14 protein-coding genes and 2 pseudogenes are annotated in these 16,112 nt (G+C 68.6%); 9 read left to right on the top strand and 7 right to left on the bottom strand.

All coding sequences use genetic code 11. The features are described from left to right. Positions 1–146 precede the first annotated feature (146 nt). A pseudogene (locus tag AB0I23_RS39800) lies at positions 147–983 on the bottom strand (IS5 family transposase); the annotation flags it as partial. A gap of 365 nt (positions 984–1,348) precedes the next feature. On the opposite strand from AB0I23_RS39800, the pseudogene AB0I23_RS39795 reads away from it, so the two are divergent. From AB0I23_RS39795 to AB0I23_RS39780, 4 genes and pseudogenes are all read left to right on the top strand, one after another. Further along, positions 1,349–3,324 (top strand): annotated as a pseudogene (locus AB0I23_RS39795) (LamG-like jellyroll fold domain-containing protein). Positions 3,325–4,188: 864 nt separating this feature from the next. Next, complete coding sequence (locus AB0I23_RS39790) at positions 4,189–4,587, top strand: peptidase inhibitor family I36 protein (protein WP_359117876.1); 399 nt, start codon at positions 4,189–4,191, stop codon at positions 4,585–4,587. A 364-nt stretch (positions 4,588–4,951) separates the two neighbouring features. Further along, positions 4,952–5,125 carry a hypothetical protein gene (locus tag AB0I23_RS39785; RefSeq protein WP_359117874.1) on the top strand — a complete coding sequence of 58 codons (174 nt, stop codon included), beginning with the start codon at positions 4,952–4,954 and terminating at the stop codon, positions 5,123–5,125. A gap of 160 nt (positions 5,126–5,285) precedes the next feature. After that, the gene (locus AB0I23_RS39780) at positions 5,286–5,681 is read left to right on the top strand and encodes a hypothetical protein (protein ID WP_359117872.1); all 396 of its coding nucleotides are present in this window, start codon (positions 5,286–5,288) and stop codon (positions 5,679–5,681) included. 184 nt (positions 5,682–5,865) lie between these two features. Here AB0I23_RS39780 and AB0I23_RS39775 read toward each other — a convergent pair whose 3' ends face one another. After that, positions 5,866–6,336, bottom strand: coding sequence for a hypothetical protein (locus AB0I23_RS39775; RefSeq protein ID WP_359117871.1), 471 nt, complete (start codon positions 6,334–6,336; stop codon positions 5,866–5,868). Positions 6,337–6,379: 43 nt separating this feature from the next. On the opposite strand from AB0I23_RS39775, the gene AB0I23_RS39770 reads away from it, so the two are divergent. Next, complete coding sequence (locus tag AB0I23_RS39770; protein WP_359117869.1) at positions 6,380–6,814, top strand: hypothetical protein; 435 nt, start codon at positions 6,380–6,382, stop codon at positions 6,812–6,814. Positions 6,815–7,529: 715 nt separating this feature from the next. On the opposite strand, the gene AB0I23_RS39765 is transcribed toward AB0I23_RS39770, so the two are convergent. Then, complete coding sequence (locus AB0I23_RS39765) at positions 7,530–9,122, bottom strand: MFS transporter (RefSeq protein ID WP_359117867.1); 1,593 nt, start codon at positions 9,120–9,122, stop codon at positions 7,530–7,532. Between the two features lie 127 nt (positions 9,123–9,249). Further along, positions 9,250–10,263 carry an NAD(P)/FAD-dependent oxidoreductase gene (locus AB0I23_RS39760; RefSeq protein ID WP_359117865.1) on the bottom strand — a complete coding sequence of 338 codons (1,014 nt, stop codon included), beginning with the start codon at positions 10,261–10,263 and terminating at the stop codon, positions 9,250–9,252. A gap of 96 nt (positions 10,264–10,359) precedes the next feature. Between AB0I23_RS39760 and AB0I23_RS39755 the strand changes: the two genes are divergently transcribed. Both AB0I23_RS39755 and AB0I23_RS39750 read left to right on the top strand, forming a co-directional pair. Further along, positions 10,360–10,950 (top strand): helix-turn-helix domain-containing protein, encoded by a 591-nt coding sequence (locus tag AB0I23_RS39755; RefSeq protein WP_359117863.1) that lies wholly within the window; start codon positions 10,360–10,362, stop codon positions 10,948–10,950. Between the two features lie 128 nt (positions 10,951–11,078). Further along, a complete protein-coding gene (locus AB0I23_RS39750; RefSeq protein WP_359117860.1) occupies positions 11,079–11,951 on the top strand; it encodes a class I SAM-dependent methyltransferase in 873 nt (290 codons plus the stop codon). A 249-nt stretch (positions 11,952–12,200) separates the two neighbouring features. On the opposite strand, the gene AB0I23_RS39745 is transcribed toward AB0I23_RS39750, so the two are convergent. The 3 genes from AB0I23_RS39745 to AB0I23_RS39735 all read right to left on the bottom strand — a co-directional run bounded on the left by AB0I23_RS39745 (position 12,201) and on the right by AB0I23_RS39735 (position 14,737). Then, on the bottom strand, positions 12,201–12,401 hold the full coding sequence (locus AB0I23_RS39745; RefSeq protein ID WP_359117857.1) for a hypothetical protein: 201 nt from the start codon (positions 12,399–12,401) through the stop codon (positions 12,201–12,203). 120 nt (positions 12,402–12,521) lie between these two features. Continuing rightward, entirely contained in the window at positions 12,522–12,977 is a 456-nt protein-coding gene (locus AB0I23_RS39740) for a hypothetical protein (RefSeq protein ID WP_359117855.1), read from the bottom strand. After that, positions 12,974–14,737: an integrase gene (locus AB0I23_RS39735; RefSeq protein WP_359117853.1), complete on the bottom strand. Its 1,764-nt coding sequence runs from the start codon at positions 14,735–14,737 to the stop codon at positions 12,974–12,976. Before AB0I23_RS39735 ends, AB0I23_RS39740 begins: the two co-directional genes overlap by 4 nt. Positions 14,738–14,839: 102 nt before the next feature. On the opposite strand from AB0I23_RS39735, the gene AB0I23_RS39730 reads away from it, so the two are divergent. Together AB0I23_RS39730 and AB0I23_RS39725 are read left to right on the top strand one after the other, a co-directional pair. Then, a complete protein-coding gene (locus AB0I23_RS39730; protein WP_359117851.1) occupies positions 14,840–15,931 on the top strand; it encodes an integrase core domain-containing protein in 1,092 nt (363 codons plus the stop codon). Then, positions 15,928–16,112, top strand: a 185-nt coding sequence (locus tag AB0I23_RS39725) for a hypothetical protein (protein WP_359117879.1), incomplete at its 3' end; no start/stop codon positions are given. The genes AB0I23_RS39730 and AB0I23_RS39725, both read left to right, overlap by 4 nt.

Raw genomic sequence — 16,112 nt, 5'->3', positions numbered from 1 at the left:
CTTGGGCTGGCCGTTCTTCCAGATACGGGCCATGACCCCGATCTTCCAGGTCGTGGCGTCGCTGTTGGAGTCCAGGGTGTAGCGCGGGTCGATGTACAGCTCGCCGTCGCACTGGGAGGGCGAGTAGTCGGAGTAGGTGATGACGTGTCATCGCGCCAGGCTGGTGCGGGTGCGGTGAGGCGGCGGGTCATGTTCGCGGTGGAGACCCAGTAGACACGCGAGGCGGCGTTGTCGGGCCGGTGGTCGTATTCGCGGGCCTGGCGCCGGTGCAGCATCAACGTGCCGTTGACCTGCTCGACCACCCACCTTTTCGGCTGTGGGACGAAGCCTTTGCCTTGGTCCTCCGGGTTGCGGCGGACGACCTCGACGGTGATGTCCAGCAGTGCACCGTGGATGATGACCTCGTCCTTGAATCCCTGGTCCACCAGGGCCTTCTCCAGGCGCATCCCGCACCGATCCGCTGCCTGGTCGAGAAGGGCCACCCCGGCGGCGTTGTCGTGCGCGGAGGCGGCCAGGACGACGACACCGATGATCAGTCCCAGCACGTCGACGGCCAGTCCCCGCTTGCGCCCCGGCGTCCGCTTGTTGGCGTCCAGTCCCGTCGTGGTTTTCGGGACTCCCGCGGCCGCGCGCACGGACTGGGTGTCGATGACCACGAGGGACGGGTCCTCTAATCGGCGGGCCTTCTCCCGTACTTGGCAGCGCAGGAGTTCCTGGATCCGCTGGTCGAGCCCGTCCTTGCGCCACAGCGTGAAGTAATAGAACACCGCCGACCAGGCGGGCAGGTCATGGGGCAGGTAGCGCCACTGGCAGCCCGTCCGGTTCTGGTAGAAGATCGCGTTCACGACCTCCCAGAGATCACAGGTCCCGGGATCCTTGGTCGCCGACCGCGCCACACGGTCCTGCTTCCAGGACAAGGTCATCGGCTCGGTCAACGCCCACTGTTCGTCCGATAAGTCGCTCGGATACGGCCCACGCTCCATGCCGATATCCGAGCATGCACATGCCCAATCGCCGCCCCGAACGGCAACCAGTCACACGAACGAGCGATCACGAACCCAGAGAGATGGGACTTAACGCCCTCTCAAAGACGGCACCAACGTCCCCCACCATGCTCACGCCGGCCGCACCCTTTGTCGCGCCACGGGAGACGGGGCCATGCCTCCCCCGGAACTCCCCCGGACACCCCGTGCCCAGACTACACAAATTCCGTGAAATGCCTGGTGCGAGCTGCTTTTTCCGGATGCAGGCGATTCATGGAACGTTCTCCGTTCGTTGGCCGATCCCCCGTACGGTGCGACTCGCTCGCTCCGGCCGAACAGTCGCCGCGGGGGCCTGTGGAGGATAGATGTGCAACCATGACCAGCACGACGCCGATGACCTGTCGGCCGGCGGGGCGGCCGGCCGCAGCCGTAGGTCGTTCCTGCAGACGACCGGGCTCGCGGGCATAGGGGCCGCGGCCCTCACGGCGGGGAGCGCGGCGCCCGCGTTCGCCGCCGCGCCGGCCACGTCCGGCCCGGCCTCCGGCAACCCGGCCGCGCGGCAGCGCGGGCGATGGAGGCCGGACACCGAGAGCCGTCAGTTCACGGTGGCTGTGATGCCCGACACTCAGTTCCTGTTCTTCGGCGACAGCATCAAGCCCGAGCCCCTGCAGGCGTCGTTCCAGTACATCCTGGACAACGCGAACGCCGAGGGCGACAACATCGTCTTCATGGCGCACCTCGGCGACTTGACCGAGAACGGCACGGCCGCCGAATTCGCCCACATGGACCAGGTCTTCGACATGCTGGACCGCGGCGGCGCCGCCTACAGCGTGGTCGCGGGAAACCACGACGTCCGGGGTGACGACCAGCGCGGCAGCACCCCGTACCTCCAGACCCTGGGCCCGCAGCGGTTCAAGAAGTCGCCGTCGTTCCGCGGCGCGTCGCCGGACGGCTACAACACCTACCACGTCTTCCGCGCGGCCGGCCACGAGTGGCTGCTGCTGGCGATGGACTGGCGGCCGTCGGCAGCAGGCTTCGCCTGGGCGAACAAGGTCATCAAGGACCACCCTCACATGCCGGTGATCCTGACGACGCACGAGATCGCCAACGCGAACTACACCGACGACGTGTACCCCGAGGACTACGGGAACCCGGACGACGACGCCGTCCTGAGCAACTTCGGCCACAAGATGTGGGACGAGCTGATCAAGGACAACGACCAGATCTTCCTCACGCTCAACGGGCACTACTGGCCGCCCGCGCGCACCACGATGAAGAACACGACCGACAACGATGTCCACGTCCACATCACCAACTACCAGAACCGCTACTACGGCGGCGCGGCGATGATCCGCCTGTACCACTTCGACCTCGACCGGAACACGATCGACGTCGAGACCATGGCGCCGTGGATCCTGGACCAGAAGTCCGCCGAACGGAACGTGCTCGCCGGGCAGATAGCCCGCCTGACCTCGCCCGTGGACTACTTCTCGGTGGCGATCGACTTCGAGCAGCGCTTCTCGGGCTTCATTCCCGTCCCGGTGCGGCCCGCGCGATCCGCGCAGCGCATGATCGTGCCCGGTACGCTCGCGTACTGGCGCTTCGACCAGGGCGGCAAGCCGGGTTCGGCGTTCGCCTCCGGCCAGCGCATCCCGGACCTGTCCGGCCACGGCAACGACCTCAGCACGCTGGTGACCGTGCCGGGTTCCGCGAGCGACGCGCTGGTCTGGTCCGACGACCACCACCCCGACCAGCCCGGCCACGGGAGCCTGCTCTTCTCCGGCGGCAAGAACCCGCTGCACGGCGCCTACTTGACGACGGACGACAAGGCCCCACTCAACTCCGATACCTTCAAACAGGGTTACACCTTCGAGGCGTTCGTGAAGGTCCCCACCACGTGGTCGTCCGACGACAACTCGTGGATGGCCCTGCTCAGCCGCTGGGCGAGGCCGGCCAGGCCGGCAAGTCCACGGGCAACACGGACCCGGATGAGCCCATCGTCACCCTCAGCCTCTCCAGCGGACGCGAACCCCAATGGGCCGTCTATCCGACGAACCTCACGGAGGGATCCACAAACTGGGGCCACGCCCTCCCGGAGGACGCCTGGTGGCACCTAGCCGTCGTCAACGACGGCCGCCGCACCGTCATGTACGTCGAGGGCTGCGAGACGGTCGACAACCCCTCGACCGTGGCCATCGGCCTGACCACTCTCAACCTGCCCTGGTTGCTGGGCGGTTACGAGTACGGCGGCAGCATCGACCAGATCTTCCACGGCTGGATCGGCGACGTCCGCATCGTCAACCGCCCGCTCAAGGTCAGCGAGTTCATGATCGGCAAGTAACCACATCCTCCGGCTCCCCCGGCCACTCCGGCCGGGTCCGCGGCGCGGGGCACGTCCCGCCCCCTCCGCGACCCGGCCGACTCCGGTGGCGAACAAGCCCTGGGCTTTCAGGCGCAGCCCAGCCAGCAGATGCGCGATCTCGGCGTAGTCCAGCACAGCGACGAGATCCTCACCCGGGCACGCCCGGCCCTGATCCGCGCCACCCCGGAGCAGACGGCGGTCGCGCCGCACACACGGCAGAGGGGCGTCGCTCGCCACACCCACTATCCGCCAAGGTCCATCCTGCGGCGCAGCAGCCAGGTCGACACCGCCTTCACTGACACCGATGGCCGTCCTCGCCCGCTGCCTCCGCGCCCGGGCCGGAACCCGAACGAGCACGGGAGCATGTCGGCCTTGAAAACCGGCTCAAGCACGATCTTCAGCACCGCCTGCACGATGCGGCCACGTACAGAGGGAATCGACAGCGGCCTCTGCTCAGCGGTGCCGGGCTTTGGGATGAACACCCGTCTCGCCAGCAGCGGGCGCCAACGTCCTTCCTGCAGTTCCGCGGCCGGCTCGCCGAACAGCCGGTCAATCCCGTACTCCTCGCCCCCTCGAATGCTGCAAGGCTCGGAGTCGCTGGCGTCGGCTTCGAGGTGAGGTCACCACCGGGCTGGCGCAGCCTGTGAAGGTACAACCTGACCTCGACGATCTGGTCCCAGCCATCAACGCTCAGCGCGGGCTCGAAGTCGGTCACGTCAAAGACGGCATCGACGTCCCCAGCCATGCTCACGCCGGTCGCACCCCTTGTCGCGCTCCTCCGCCGGAGTGAACCCGCAGGCCAGGTCGTTCTTCCTGCGCCCTGCAGCCCGTATGTCTAGTGTCGTGATCAAAAATGTGATGCGTGCCGCGGCGGTTGTCGCCCTGGCCCTTTCCTCGCCGGCCGTTCCCGCCTCCGCCTCCGGTAGCACCGGCACGGTACGGGCCGGTATCGACTGCCCGTCCGGCTACGTGTGTATCTACCCGGAGATCAACTTCGGTGGGCAGCCATGGGTACGGTGTGCCGTGGACGGCGGCGTGAAGGACCTGCCGTCCGCGATCCGTGACCGCGGCAGCTCGGTCCGCAACAACTCCGACCGCACCGCCCGCGTCTACGAGAAACGGAACTACAGCGGCCGCTGGGTCTGCGTCACCCGCAGCGGCGGCTCTATCCACGACCTGCGCGGCTGCAACCTCAACGACCAGACCCGCTCCCTGAAAATCAACCGAAACGACTGCGGCTGAACACCCCCAGAGGTTCGTGCGCACCGACGGCACGCACCGGGTGACGGATCCTGCGGGTGTCGTGGGAGGAGCAGACTGCCCGCACCGTGACGGTGTATCAACCCCTGGTCCGGTGGCCGCTGCCCACCCCTTGGTGGGTACCTGCAGCACGGTGGACCGGGGGCGCTACGGGCGCGCGCAGCGGTGCGCACTGGCCGAAGTCATACGGGATGGCCTGGTTCTCAGCCCGCCGTGGGGCGGGCTGATGCGCGCCGTCGGGTGTCAGCGGCGAAGAGGCGAAGATCTGGGCCAGGCGTCTCCGGCCCTTGTCCAGCAGATGCCGGACGATCTCCGCGATGTCCAGGGCGTTGGGAGAGATGCCTGCGTGCGCTGCCCGGTGCTCTGGCCCGCCCCCGTCCAGCGTGACCGGCTCGTCGAGGTCCGCGACAACCTCCTCGTCCGCATCGCCGAGGTCGAACGCGAAGGATGGCTGGGCAAGGTGGAAGGGCTACAGGTGAGCGTTGCCGGAGCGCAGGAGAAACTCGCCCAACTCGACTGACGCCCCGCCAGCCGCAGTGTTGTCGACCTTGGCGGCGAAGCCGACCAGGGCGAGACCGGCTGCGATCTCGCGCACGGGCGTCGTAACTTCCGTACTGCCGGTGCGTTGGGCCCTCATGCGACGGATTATCTGTCTGGCCGCCGGGGCGGCCGCTGTGCTCGTGTCCACTCCCCCGCCGGTGCTCGCGGCGCAGTCCGCCGCTGCGGCCCGGATGGTGGAAACCCACCGCTGCACACCGCGGGGCGACTACTGCATCGTGCTGCGGTACGACACCTCCTCCCGGCGGGTGCCGCTGATCATCGCCCACAAGGTCTCCGGACGGGCGGGACATACCTACTGGGCCCGGTGGTCGAACAAGAGACCGGGACACGGCGCGAAGGCCAGCAGGTGGAAGCGGTCCTCGTGGACGGGCGACAACGGGCGGGCGCCCGGCGCCGCGGTGGAAACCCTGTGGAGGCACCGCGGCCGGTCCGGCGGACGGAAGATGCCCAAAGAGACCATAATGTGCATTCAGTTCAAGGGATCGGATCACAAAGCCTGCTACCGCCTCGGCTGACTGGTCTGGACTCCGCGTTCCGCCTTGGCGTCAGCAGCAGCCGCGTCGTGCTGGATCGGCCGGAGTATTCAGCCGGGCGGCAGCAGAGCTGGGCTTGTACGTTCGGCGTTCAGTGCAGATCTTGTGAGGGTGCCTCGTTGGGGTGATTCGCCGGGGTTCGGGAGGTGCCGGTGTGGGGCGGTCTTTACTGTCGGCGAGGTGAGCTGGCCGTGGGTGCGGGCACTGAGACCCGCAGGGCAGCGTCGGGACCGCAGAGCTGGTCGAAGCGGCCGTCGAGCACTACGCGCTGAACTACTCCAAGCACCCGCCGCAGATCCTGTTCGACGAAGTACGCCAGGTCCGCCAGCTCCTCACCCCGGTCCTCCAGGCCCAGCCTGCCGGTTCGTACGGGGTCGATATTCAGCGGCAGGTCGGCTGGCTCTCGGCACTGCTGGGGAACCTGGCGTTCCACCTGGATGATCTGACCGGAGCCCGTACTCACCTGTCCGCGGCCGCGGCCTGGGGTGAGCGCAGCGGCGATGTCCGTCTGGCCGCTTGGGCGTGGGGCGCGCACAGCATGGTCGCCCGCACCACCAGCCGCTACGACACCCCTCTCGCCCATGCGGAACGCGGCGCCCGCCTCGCCCCGGCCGGCCTGGTCCGGGCGCAACTGCATGCCTGGGCGCTGCTGCCGGCTCTTGCCCGCCTGCAACGTGCCGATGACGCTGACCAGGCTCTGTGTTACAGCGTTGGCGGAGCTGGAGGCCGATCCGTCCGGGACCGCGCCGGGCAGGTTCGGGTTCGACGAACCCGAGCTCGCACTCCACCAGGCCGAAGCCGACCTCGCTCTCGGGCGTCACCAGCAGGCCCGAGCCCGCGCCGAAGCATCCGCAGCATCATGCCCGGACGGCACGGGCGGCTGGACGGCAGCCACCCTCGTACTCGCCCAGGCCGAAGCCGCCGATTCCCCACAGGATGCCGTCCAACGTGCCCTGCACGTCCTGGATCACGTTCCCGCCGCCCGGCTCCGCTCCACCGCCCGCACCCGGCTCCACCACCTCGCCATCGCGCTCCCCACCGAACACGGAGCCGAACTCACCGAACGGCTCCGAATCCTGCCTGCGGCCATCGACCACCACGGACACGCACTCTGAAACGGAGTGGCCCGGCATCCTCGTCGATCATCTGACTTCGTAGGTGAGAACGGAGAGCGAATGTCGATTGGACAGGCCGACCCGTCCTCCGATCTGCCGCGATTACCGCTGTTGGCACGTCAACGAGGCGCCGTTCCGGCAGGGCGTAACCAACCCTGCGTTGTCAGCGCCTGGGGATACCGTCGGCAAGTTGGGCGACTGGCAGTGTGGCCAGTCGCCGACGTGGAGGCGGGGCACCTGCCGTTTCCAGTGCCGTTGGAGGTTGTATGGCCATGGACAGACGCCGCGTGCAGACAGCCGTGATTGGTCACGCCGAGTCGGAGGATCCTGTCGTTCTGCCGATGGAAGCGATAGAACTCGACAGCTTCCGGGAGCGCCATGCCGGCCAGAGCTACTGGCGCGGGGTGTGGCTCGGGGGGTGCGGGCACCAGCTCACCACCAAGCTCTACACCGATCGTGCCTGTTCCCTGTCAAGTACAGCGTGTTGAACCCAAACGCACACGGATCCTCTGGCAAGGGGCGGGTCAGAGGGTGCACGCAGCACGAGCGAGGCTGTGACCGGCCTCTGGTTCCGGTCGCAGCCTCGCTCGGAGCAACCGCCTTCCGACGTTTTCGATTCCGGACAGGGGCAGCTCGACTTCAACGGACTTCCTGGTCGGGGGTGAACGCGGTGTTCGCGGGGCGGTCTGCTTGCTGTGGCCCGGCTCTTGTGCGGTCAGCCGGCGGAGACAGCCTCAGCGGGGTCTGTCTCGTCCGCGACCGCGGAGGGTGTGTTCTTGGGGCCGCGGAGGGCGATGTAGATGAACAGGGCGCCCATGATGACGGCGCCTGCCCACATGGCCTGCTGCCAGCCGTCGACGAAGGACTGCTGCGCCGCGTGGAGCACGCCTGGTGCATGTGGTCCGGTGGCGCCCGCCACCTCAACTGCGTTGGCGACGCCCTCGCGGGCGGTGTCCGCGGCGCTTTGGGGGATGCCGTGCAGCTTGTCGTCGATGGCGTTGCGGTAGCCGGCAGACACGAGTGCGCCGAGCAGGGCGACGCCGAGTGCGGTGCCGAATTCGCGGGTGACGTCGTTGAGGGCGGAGGCGACACCCTGCTTCTCGCGCGGCAGGGAGCCGGTGATGGCCTCCGTGGACGGGGTCATCGACAGGCCCATGCCGACGCCCATGGCGAGCAGGCCGGGCAGGACGGACAGGTAGCCGCCGCTGACGGAGACGAACAGCGCCATGAGCGCCATGCCGACGCCGGCCAGTGCGATGCCCACGACCATGGTCGAGCGTGCGCCGATCCCTGCGGCCAGCTTGGGGGCCAGGCCGGAGGCCATCATCATCGCGAGGGCCATGGGCATCATCGCGACCGTGGACAGCAGGCCCGACCAGCCGAGTACGGCCTGGAAGAACGGGAAGAGGACCACGCCGATGCCCGCCTGGACACCGAAGACCACCAGCAGCGTGATCGAGCCCCCCGACAGTCCGCGCTCCCGGAACAGCCGCACGTCCAGCAGGGAGGCGTCGCGGCGGTGCAGCTCCCAGGCCACGAACCCGATGGTGGCGATGAGGCCGACGGTCAGACTGATCAGCGTCTCGGGCGCGGTCCAGCCGCGTTCGGGGCCTTCCTGCAGGACGAAGATGAGGCCGACCACAGCGATGATGGAGACCAGCGCGCCGACGGTGTCGAATCGATGGGCCGAGGTCTCGCGGGAGTTAGGAATCGACTTCAGCGTCATGGCCAGGGCCACGAGGACCAGGAGCGCGGGCAGGACGAACAGCCAGCGCCAGTCGGCGACGTCGACGAGGAGCGCAGAGAGGAACATGCCCAGGATGCCGCCGCCTCCGGCGATACCGGTCCACACGCCGATCGCCTTGCCGCGCTGCTCTTCGGGGAAGGTGGAGGTGATGACGGCGAGCGTGATCGGCATGATCATGGCGGCGCCGATGCCGCTGGCCACGCGGGCGGCGAGCATCACTTCGGCCGTCGGGGCCAGGCCCGCGACCACGGTGGCGATGCCGAAAACGCTCAGTCCGGCGATGAGCATGGGCTTGCGGCCCAGGCGGTCGCCCAGGGCGCCGAGCGGCAGCAGCAGCGCGGCCAGGGCGAGGGTGTAGATGTTGATGATCCACAGGACCGTGCTCTGGGATGCACCGAATTCCACTGCCATGTGGGTCTGCGCGACGTTCAGCCCGGTCACCGAGGCGATGACCGCCATCAGGGCGATGGAGACGGTGATCAGGATCGTGCGCAGTTGACGCGCGTCGGGGGCGCCCCGGCCGCCGGCCGGCGTGGCCGGTACGGGCTGGTTCGTACTCATGGATTCCTCTCAAAACGGCATGCCGAGTCAGCGCCGGAGCAGGACCGGTCGCTGGGTGAAGGGGGTGGGTGGGGCCCGGGCCGCCGCACACATCGGGGGCGTGCGGCGGCCGGTGCCGCGCCGGATATCAGAGGGCGGGAGTTTCGCCCTGGGCTGCGGCGAGAGCCGCGTCGGTGTCTGCGGTGGCCAGCACGCTGTTGATGTGGGCGCCGGCCAGGGCGCCGGCCGCTGCGGCGGCGCCGACCTGGGCGGCAAGGTCGGTGGCGTTGCCCGCCACCCAGACGCCCGGCACCTCGGTGGTGCCCGCCATGCCGCAGGCGAAGCCGCGGCCCATGTTGTCGGGCAGGTCCTGCATCAGCAGCTTCAGGCCCTGCAGGCCCTCGGTACGGGCCTCCATCCGGGTGGCGACTGCGAGGACGCTGCGGGCCACGACATGGCCGTCGGCCAGGCGCACGCCGGCGAGGGTGCCGTCCTCGTTGTTGACGACCTCCTGCACCGGGGTGTCGACGATGCGGATGCCGCGGGCGGCGAAGCGGGCGCGGGTTGATTCGTCCAGGTCAGTGCCCTGGGCGAAGAAGGTCAGGTTCTCGGTCAGCTGCCGAAACAGGAACGCATGGCCGATGGAGGCCGGGCCAGTGGCGAGGATGCCTATGGGCTCATCACGCACCTCCCAGCCGTGGCAGTACGGGCAGTGCACCACACCGCGGCCCCAGTGCTCGGCGAGGCCAGGGACCTCGGGCAGCACATCCTTCAGGCCGGTGGCCACCAGGACCCGGCGCGCACTCATGCTCCGTCCGTCGGCCAAGGTGACGGTGAACCGCAGATCCCCGTCCGTCGCCGGGGCGGCGGACTCGGACGAGGCCACCTCACCGAAGACGACGCGCCCTCCGTACTGGCGCACCTGCTCCCGCCCCCGCCGACGGATCTCGGGCGGCGGGGTGCCGTCCAGGACAATGAATCCGTGCATGGCCTCGGCGGGCGCGTTGCGCGGGGAGCCGCTGTCGATCACGACGACCGAGCGGCGGGAGCGGGCGAGCATCAGCGCTCCGTTCAGCCCTGCGGCGCCCCCGCCGATCACCACCACATCGACGGTCCCCTCGGGCAGTGCGTCACTCGCGTACGGAGAAGTTGTCACAGCCATGGCCTCCTGCCTTTCCTCGTGCACTGGTCCCAGACGTCGCGGACCATCTGCACACGAGGTTAAGCGGAGTTGCGTCGAAGACATACACTGTTGCCTATGACGCAAGAAGATGGAGATCTGGACAGCCTCGTACGCAAACGCATCCGCGCACTGCGGGTCGCGCAGGGCTGGTCCCTGGAGGAATTGGCCTCCCGCGCCCACCTCAGTCAGTCCTCACTGAGCCGCATCGAGAACGGCCAGCGCCGCCTCGCACTGGATCAGCTGGTCACCCTCGCCCGCGCCCTGGACACCACGCTCGATCAGCTCGTGGAGACCGCCACCGACGACGTCGTCACCAGCCCGACAATCGACAGCACCCACGGTCGGATGCGTTGGACCATCAAGGCCGACCCCGGGATGAGCGTGGTGCGGCAGCGCATGGCCGAACCGCCCCCCGAGAACCCGGCGCGCATGCGCGCCCACCCGGGGCGCGAATGGCTCGTCGTCCTGTCCGGCACCGCGATCCTCATGCTCGGCCACCGCCGCTTCCGCCTCGAGAGCAACCAGGCCGCCGAGTTCCCCACGATGATGCCGCACGCGATCGGCGCCGACGGCGGACCCTGCGAGATCCTTGGCATCTTCGACCGCGACGCCCGCCGCGGCCACCAGGGCGACAGCGACGACGACACCCAAGGCGCTCCCGAGTGACCGTGAGGCCGCGCGACGGCCTTCCCTGGCGGTGACATCTTGCGCGTCGGGCAGCGCCCTCGACCATCATCTTGCGTAAACGGGGACACTTCGTGCTGCAGGAGCATATCCACCTTAGTGTGAAGAGCATGAACCACGCACTCACCCACACCCCCGACCACGGCGCTTCGCACGGTCACCACCACGAGCACGCAATGGACGGCCAGGCGGAGATCCTCGACCTGGACGCCGAGGTTTTCGCCGAGCACACCGCCTCCATCACTGCATGGCTGCCGCTGCAGACCGCCCCGCACCACATCGTGGACCTGGGCTGCGGCACGGGCGCGGGCACCTTCGCCCTCCTCGACCGCTTCCCCGACGCGCACGTCACCGCCGTCGACGCCTCCGCCGAACACCTGCAGCGCCTGCGCACCAAGGCGTGCACCCGCGGCGTCGAGGAACGCGTACGCACCGTGCAGACCGACCTCGACGACGACGCCTGGCCCGACCTCGGCTCACCGGACCTGGTCTGGGCATCGGCCTCGATGCACCACATGGCTCACCCCGACCGCGCACTGCGCAACGTCCACGACGCGCTCGCGCCCGGCGGCCTGTTCGCCGTCGTCGAACTGGCCGGCCACCCCCGCTTCCTGCCCGAAAACGCCCCCGAGGACAGGCCCGGCCTGGAAGAGCGCGTCCACGCCGCCGCCGACCGCCGCCAAGCCGAACACATGCCCCACCGCGGTGCCGACTGGGGCCCGATGCTGACCGCCGCCGGATTCACCGTCGAGGGCGAACGCACCATCGCCGTGAACCTCGAAGGCTCGCGCAGCGAAGCGATCGGCCGCTACGCCACCGGCGTCCTGCAGCGCATCCGCAGCGTCATCGCAGACAGGCTCTCCCCCGAGGACCTCACCGCGCTCGACCAGCTCCTCGACACCAGCAGCCCGCACAGCATCCTGCGCCGCGACGACCTGACGGTACGCACCGAGCGCACCGTCTGGGCCGCCCGCCGTATCTGACCACGGATGGTTCCCCCGCCAGGGCGGGCCCGCCTCCGAGCGCGCGGGCGGTGATGGCCGGGTACGCCTTTCGTCCCGCTCGCTGGTCGACTCACCGCTGGGCAGCTGCACTTTGCGGTGAAGCCACCACCTGGTAGGCAGCGACTCAGTGGCTTCGTCCTGGATGTGGCTGGGTCGGCAGCGCCCGGACCGGGGAGCCGGGCTGCGACAGGGCGTGGAGCAGCTGCCGGTTGTGCGCGGTCAGTTGGTTCACAGCGCGGACGAGGTGCTCGACGTCGGTCCGCAGCTGGGCCAGCTCGGTGGCGTCCTGGCGCGGAGCTCCTTCAGTTTGACGATCTGCCGGCGCAGACGGATCTCGGAGTGCGGCGTCTGCCCGCGCGCCCTGACCTCTGCGTAGAAGTCGTTCTTGAGGTCGAGGTGGCGCTGTTCTTCGCGTTCAGCGTGTCTCATGAGACATCCGATCTTGCCGCCGACGCAGGTGAGAGAACGGTCGTCGTCCGTGCGGCCCAACTTGGTGGATCGGGGTGGTGAGACAGGCTCGTGGGGTGCTCCGGATGGCTGGGCGGGTGGTCATCTGCCACGGGGTGTCCTTCCTCGCTGCGAGCCGATGCCGACAACGACCGTCTTCGCGCGCTCGCTGAGCTCGTCCCGCAACGCTTCGTTGTCGTGGTGGAGTGCGGCGATCGCGACGGCGGCGGCCTTGAGTTGCTTCTGCAGGCGGGTGCACTCCTGGGTCTTGGCGCTCAGCTTCTTGCGCAGGTCAGCGATGGTTTCGTCACGGCGAGCCTCGCCTGCTGTGGTCTTGCCGTGGTGGGCGATGTGCGCGTCCCACTCAGCGAGGACACCATGGGCTCGGTTCATGGTGGCCCTGCTGACCTGGGCCTCCCGCCAGAGGTTCTCCTTGGTGAGTCGGCCGTCGGTCCTCTCGGGACGGCCGGCGAGGAGTCGCGCCATCGCGGCCCGGAGGGCGGCAGCAGTCTTGGCACTCACTCGGTCTTCGGCGCCGGGGGACGCGGGTGTCGTCATCCCAGCGCCTCCTTGGCCTTGTCCAGGACGGCTTCGACGCGCTGAAGCTCCCGAGTGACCAGCTCTTTTCGGCATTTCGGCAAACCTGGCGTCTGGAGGAGCTTGAGCTGGGTCCGGCGATGGGAGTCGTGGATGGGGACGTGCTCGATGCCGATCATGCTGTTGCCGCATCGGTCGGGGCGGCAGCGCTCGTCCAGCGGGCCGGTGTGGCCTTCTGGGATGATCGCGTCCTCCAGGCAGACCGCGCCGGCCGGGTTGGTGCCGTCGTAGAGGCAGTTGTTCAAGGTGCCGAAGCGGATGGTGATCCGGATCTTGCGAAGCAGGTCCTCCTCGACGCGGGCATCGCCGCCGCGGGCCTTGACGTTGGCGATGACCTGGTCGAAGGCGTCCTTGACCCGTTCGGCGCCGGGACCGAATCCGATCGGCTGACCAACCTTGTGGAGCCCGTAGAGCTCTTTGAGCTTGCCGAACTTGGCGACCTCGATCGCGTCCTTGAGGTGCTCGGCCCAAGCGCTGTCCGCGGCTGCATAGCCGAGGGTGGAGGTGTTCGCGAGGGCCCGGGTGGCGAAGTGCTTGAGTTGCATGCCCAGCGCGATCTCGGAGCCGGCGAACTGGTCGGTGAGCATGCTCATAGTCCGACGGAACATGTGCGGGCGGACGTATCCGTCCGGGATCTCATCGAGCCCGGACCAGCTCCGCCCCTGGTTCACGAACGCGATGAACGCCGCCATCATCCAGACGCCGTCGAGCGACTCGGCATCGTTCTTGCGATGCAGCGGGGCGAAGACCCGGTCGGGATGGACGGAGACGGCTTCGGCGACCGCGATGGCTTCCGCGACCGGCTCGGCGATCCACCAGTGCTTGCGGGGCAGGCTGGAGTTGCCCTTACGCAGGGTCGAGGCGATGGCGGGCGAGTTGTAGTGCTCGACGACGCTCCCGCGTACGATCTCCTGGATCTCCGAGTCCCGCATCATCAAGAACCCGACGACCAGGGTGAATGCGGCATTTCGCAACATGATCCGGAGCCGGTGGAGGTCGTAGGGATCGATGCCCAGGTGCCACGGCCCGGTGCTGCCGTCCGGGCGGGTCACCTCCGCCAGATCCTCGATCAGCCCTTGGTGGGTGACGCGTCCGTCGGCAACGGCCTGCAAGACCTTGGCCCGGCGGCGGGCGGTGGACCGGGGTCCGGGACTGAACAGGGCGCCGTGCCGTTCGGCCCAGACGCCCAGGTTCAGGGCCATCAGCCGCCAGTTGACGCCCGGCACCTGCCCGGCGGGCCGGTCGGGCTCGTAGTGGACGGGGACCGTGTTGTTCTGGTCGGCAAGCCAGGTGTCCAGCTCGGCGTCCTTGCCGACGACCGACTTCTGGGCGGCGTCGCGCAGTTCCTGGTAGCGGCGGTCGGCGCGGAAGATATCGGCGGCGAAGGTGTGGACGAAGGCCCAGGCCGCGCGGATCAGGGGGAACCAGATCTGGGGCGGGACGGCCTGCGTCGACAGCTCGGCGTACTCGGACACCTCCCGTGCGCTCTTGCCTGGCCAGAGGTCCTCGGCGGGCCAAGGCAGGCTCAGGGCGGGAGCGACGGCCGTCATCCGCTGCAGCAGGGACACGTGGCTGCAGATCGTGGCGGGCCGGTGGCTCTTGCTCTCGCCCATGTCCATGATGCGTCGCCGCAGGTCGACCGCCGTCCACTGGTCCGAGTAGCGGGACAGGCCATTCTCGTCGGCCCTGTACGTGCCGAATATTGCATCCGTGCTGGTCACAGGCCTGATCCGGGGTCAGCGGTGTGCAGCTGATGCGTCAGCCTTTCGCGCGGGGAGGGGCTTCTTGGAGCACGCCTGGACCGAATGCGAGGATGCTCAACTGTGCTGTTGCGACTGCCGTACCTCGCCCTGTCGACCGCCTTCAGCTTCATACGGCTGTTGCCGATGGGCGATCGGGAGAAGCATCTGGAGATCCTGGCGCTGCGCCACCAACTCGTCGTGCTGCAGCGGCAGGTAGGCAAGCCACATCTGACCTGGCCCGACCGGGCGCTGCTCGCCGCACTGCTGCACCGCCTCCCCCGGGTGCGGCTTCGTCAAATCCATTTGATCGTCTCCGCTGACACTGTGCTGCGCCGGCACCGCGAACTCCTGCGCCGACGCCACGCCAAGGCCTCCCGCCCCAAACACCGGGGTCGGCCCCGCACCGTCCGCTCCATCCGCGCCCTGGTCCTGCGCCTCGTGCGAGAGAACCCAGAATGGGGCTACAGGCGCGTGCACGGAGAACTCACCGCGCTCGGCATCAAGGTCGCCGCCTCCACCGTGTGGACCATCCTCAAGGAACACGGCATCCCGCCCGCACCCGAACGGGGGCACACCACGTGGGCCGACTTCCTGCGTTCCCAGGCCGACGCCATCCTGGCCGCCGACTTCTTCGAGACCAAGACCCTCACCGGAACGACCCTGACCGTCCTCGCGGTGATCGAACACGCCACCCGCCGCGTGCGGGTCCTTGGCGTCACCACCCACCCGACCACGGCATGGGTCACCCAACTCGCAAGGAACCTGGCCATGGATATCCAGGACGCCGGAACGAAGATCAAATACCTGATCCGGGACCGCGACGTGCGCTACCCGGCCGGCTTCGACGGCGTCCTGGCCGAGGAGGGAATCAAGGTCGTGCAAACCGGGGTGAGAATGCCCCGCATGAACGCGATCATGGAGCGCTGGATCCGCTCGTGCCGGACTGAACTCCTCGACCGCACCCTGATCTGGGACCATGCCCACCTGCTGCACGCCCTGCGCGAGTACGAGGCGTTCTACAACGCGCACCGCCCGCACCGCACCCTCGCCGGCGCCGCACCCCTGCGCCGACTGCCCGAACCGATCACCGAACCCGACCGGCCCGTCCACCTTGACGCCCACCGACGCGACCGCCTCGGCGGCATCCTGCACGAGTACCAACATGCAGCGTGAGCAGCACGGATGTGGTTCTCAGCACCTACAGGGTCGATGCCGGCCTGGCTGAGGATGTTCCACACGGTGGAGGCGGCCATCTTGTGGCCGAGGCGGGTGAGTTCGCCGTGGATGCGCCGATGGCCCCATCCCGGGTTCTCGGCCGCCACGCGCAAGACCAGGACTCTGACTGCGGGGCCCG

It is taken from the genome of Streptomyces atratus, from assembly GCF_040655115.1.
Taxonomy (GTDB): Bacteria; Actinomycetota; Actinomycetes; order Streptomycetales; family Streptomycetaceae; genus Streptomyces; species Streptomyces atratus_D.
Note: the sequence above shows the minus strand (reverse complement) of the source record. Positions and strands in the feature narration are given on the sequence as shown.

Excerpts from the sequence above, each read along its gene's own strand:
- AB0I23_RS39775 (WP_359117871.1), bottom strand. The coding sequence starts at position 6,336 with ATGCAGTTGCGCCCGGACCAGGCCGGCCGGGGCGAGGCGGGCGCCGCG.
- AB0I23_RS39750 (WP_359117860.1), top strand. The coding sequence starts at position 11,079 with ATGAACCACGCACTCACCCACACCCCCGACCACGGCGCTTCGCACGGT.
- AB0I23_RS39755 (WP_359117863.1), top strand. The coding sequence starts at position 10,360 with ATGACGCAAGAAGATGGAGATCTGGACAGCCTCGTACGCAAACGCATC.
- AB0I23_RS39765 (WP_359117867.1), bottom strand. The coding sequence starts at position 9,122 with ATGAGTACGAACCAGCCCGTACCGGCCACGCCGGCCGGCGGCCGGGGC.
- AB0I23_RS39745 (WP_359117857.1), bottom strand. The coding sequence starts at position 12,401 with ATGAGACACGCTGAACGCGAAGAACAGCGCCACCTCGACCTCAAGAAC.
- AB0I23_RS39770 (WP_359117869.1), top strand. The coding sequence starts at position 6,380 with ATGACGCTGACCAGGCTCTGTGTTACAGCGTTGGCGGAGCTGGAGGCC.
- AB0I23_RS39760 (WP_359117865.1), bottom strand. The coding sequence starts at position 10,263 with ATGGCTGTGACAACTTCTCCGTACGCGAGTGACGCACTGCCCGAGGGG.
- AB0I23_RS39740 (WP_359117855.1), bottom strand. The coding sequence starts at position 12,977 with ATGACGACACCCGCGTCCCCCGGCGCCGAAGACCGAGTGAGTGCCAAG.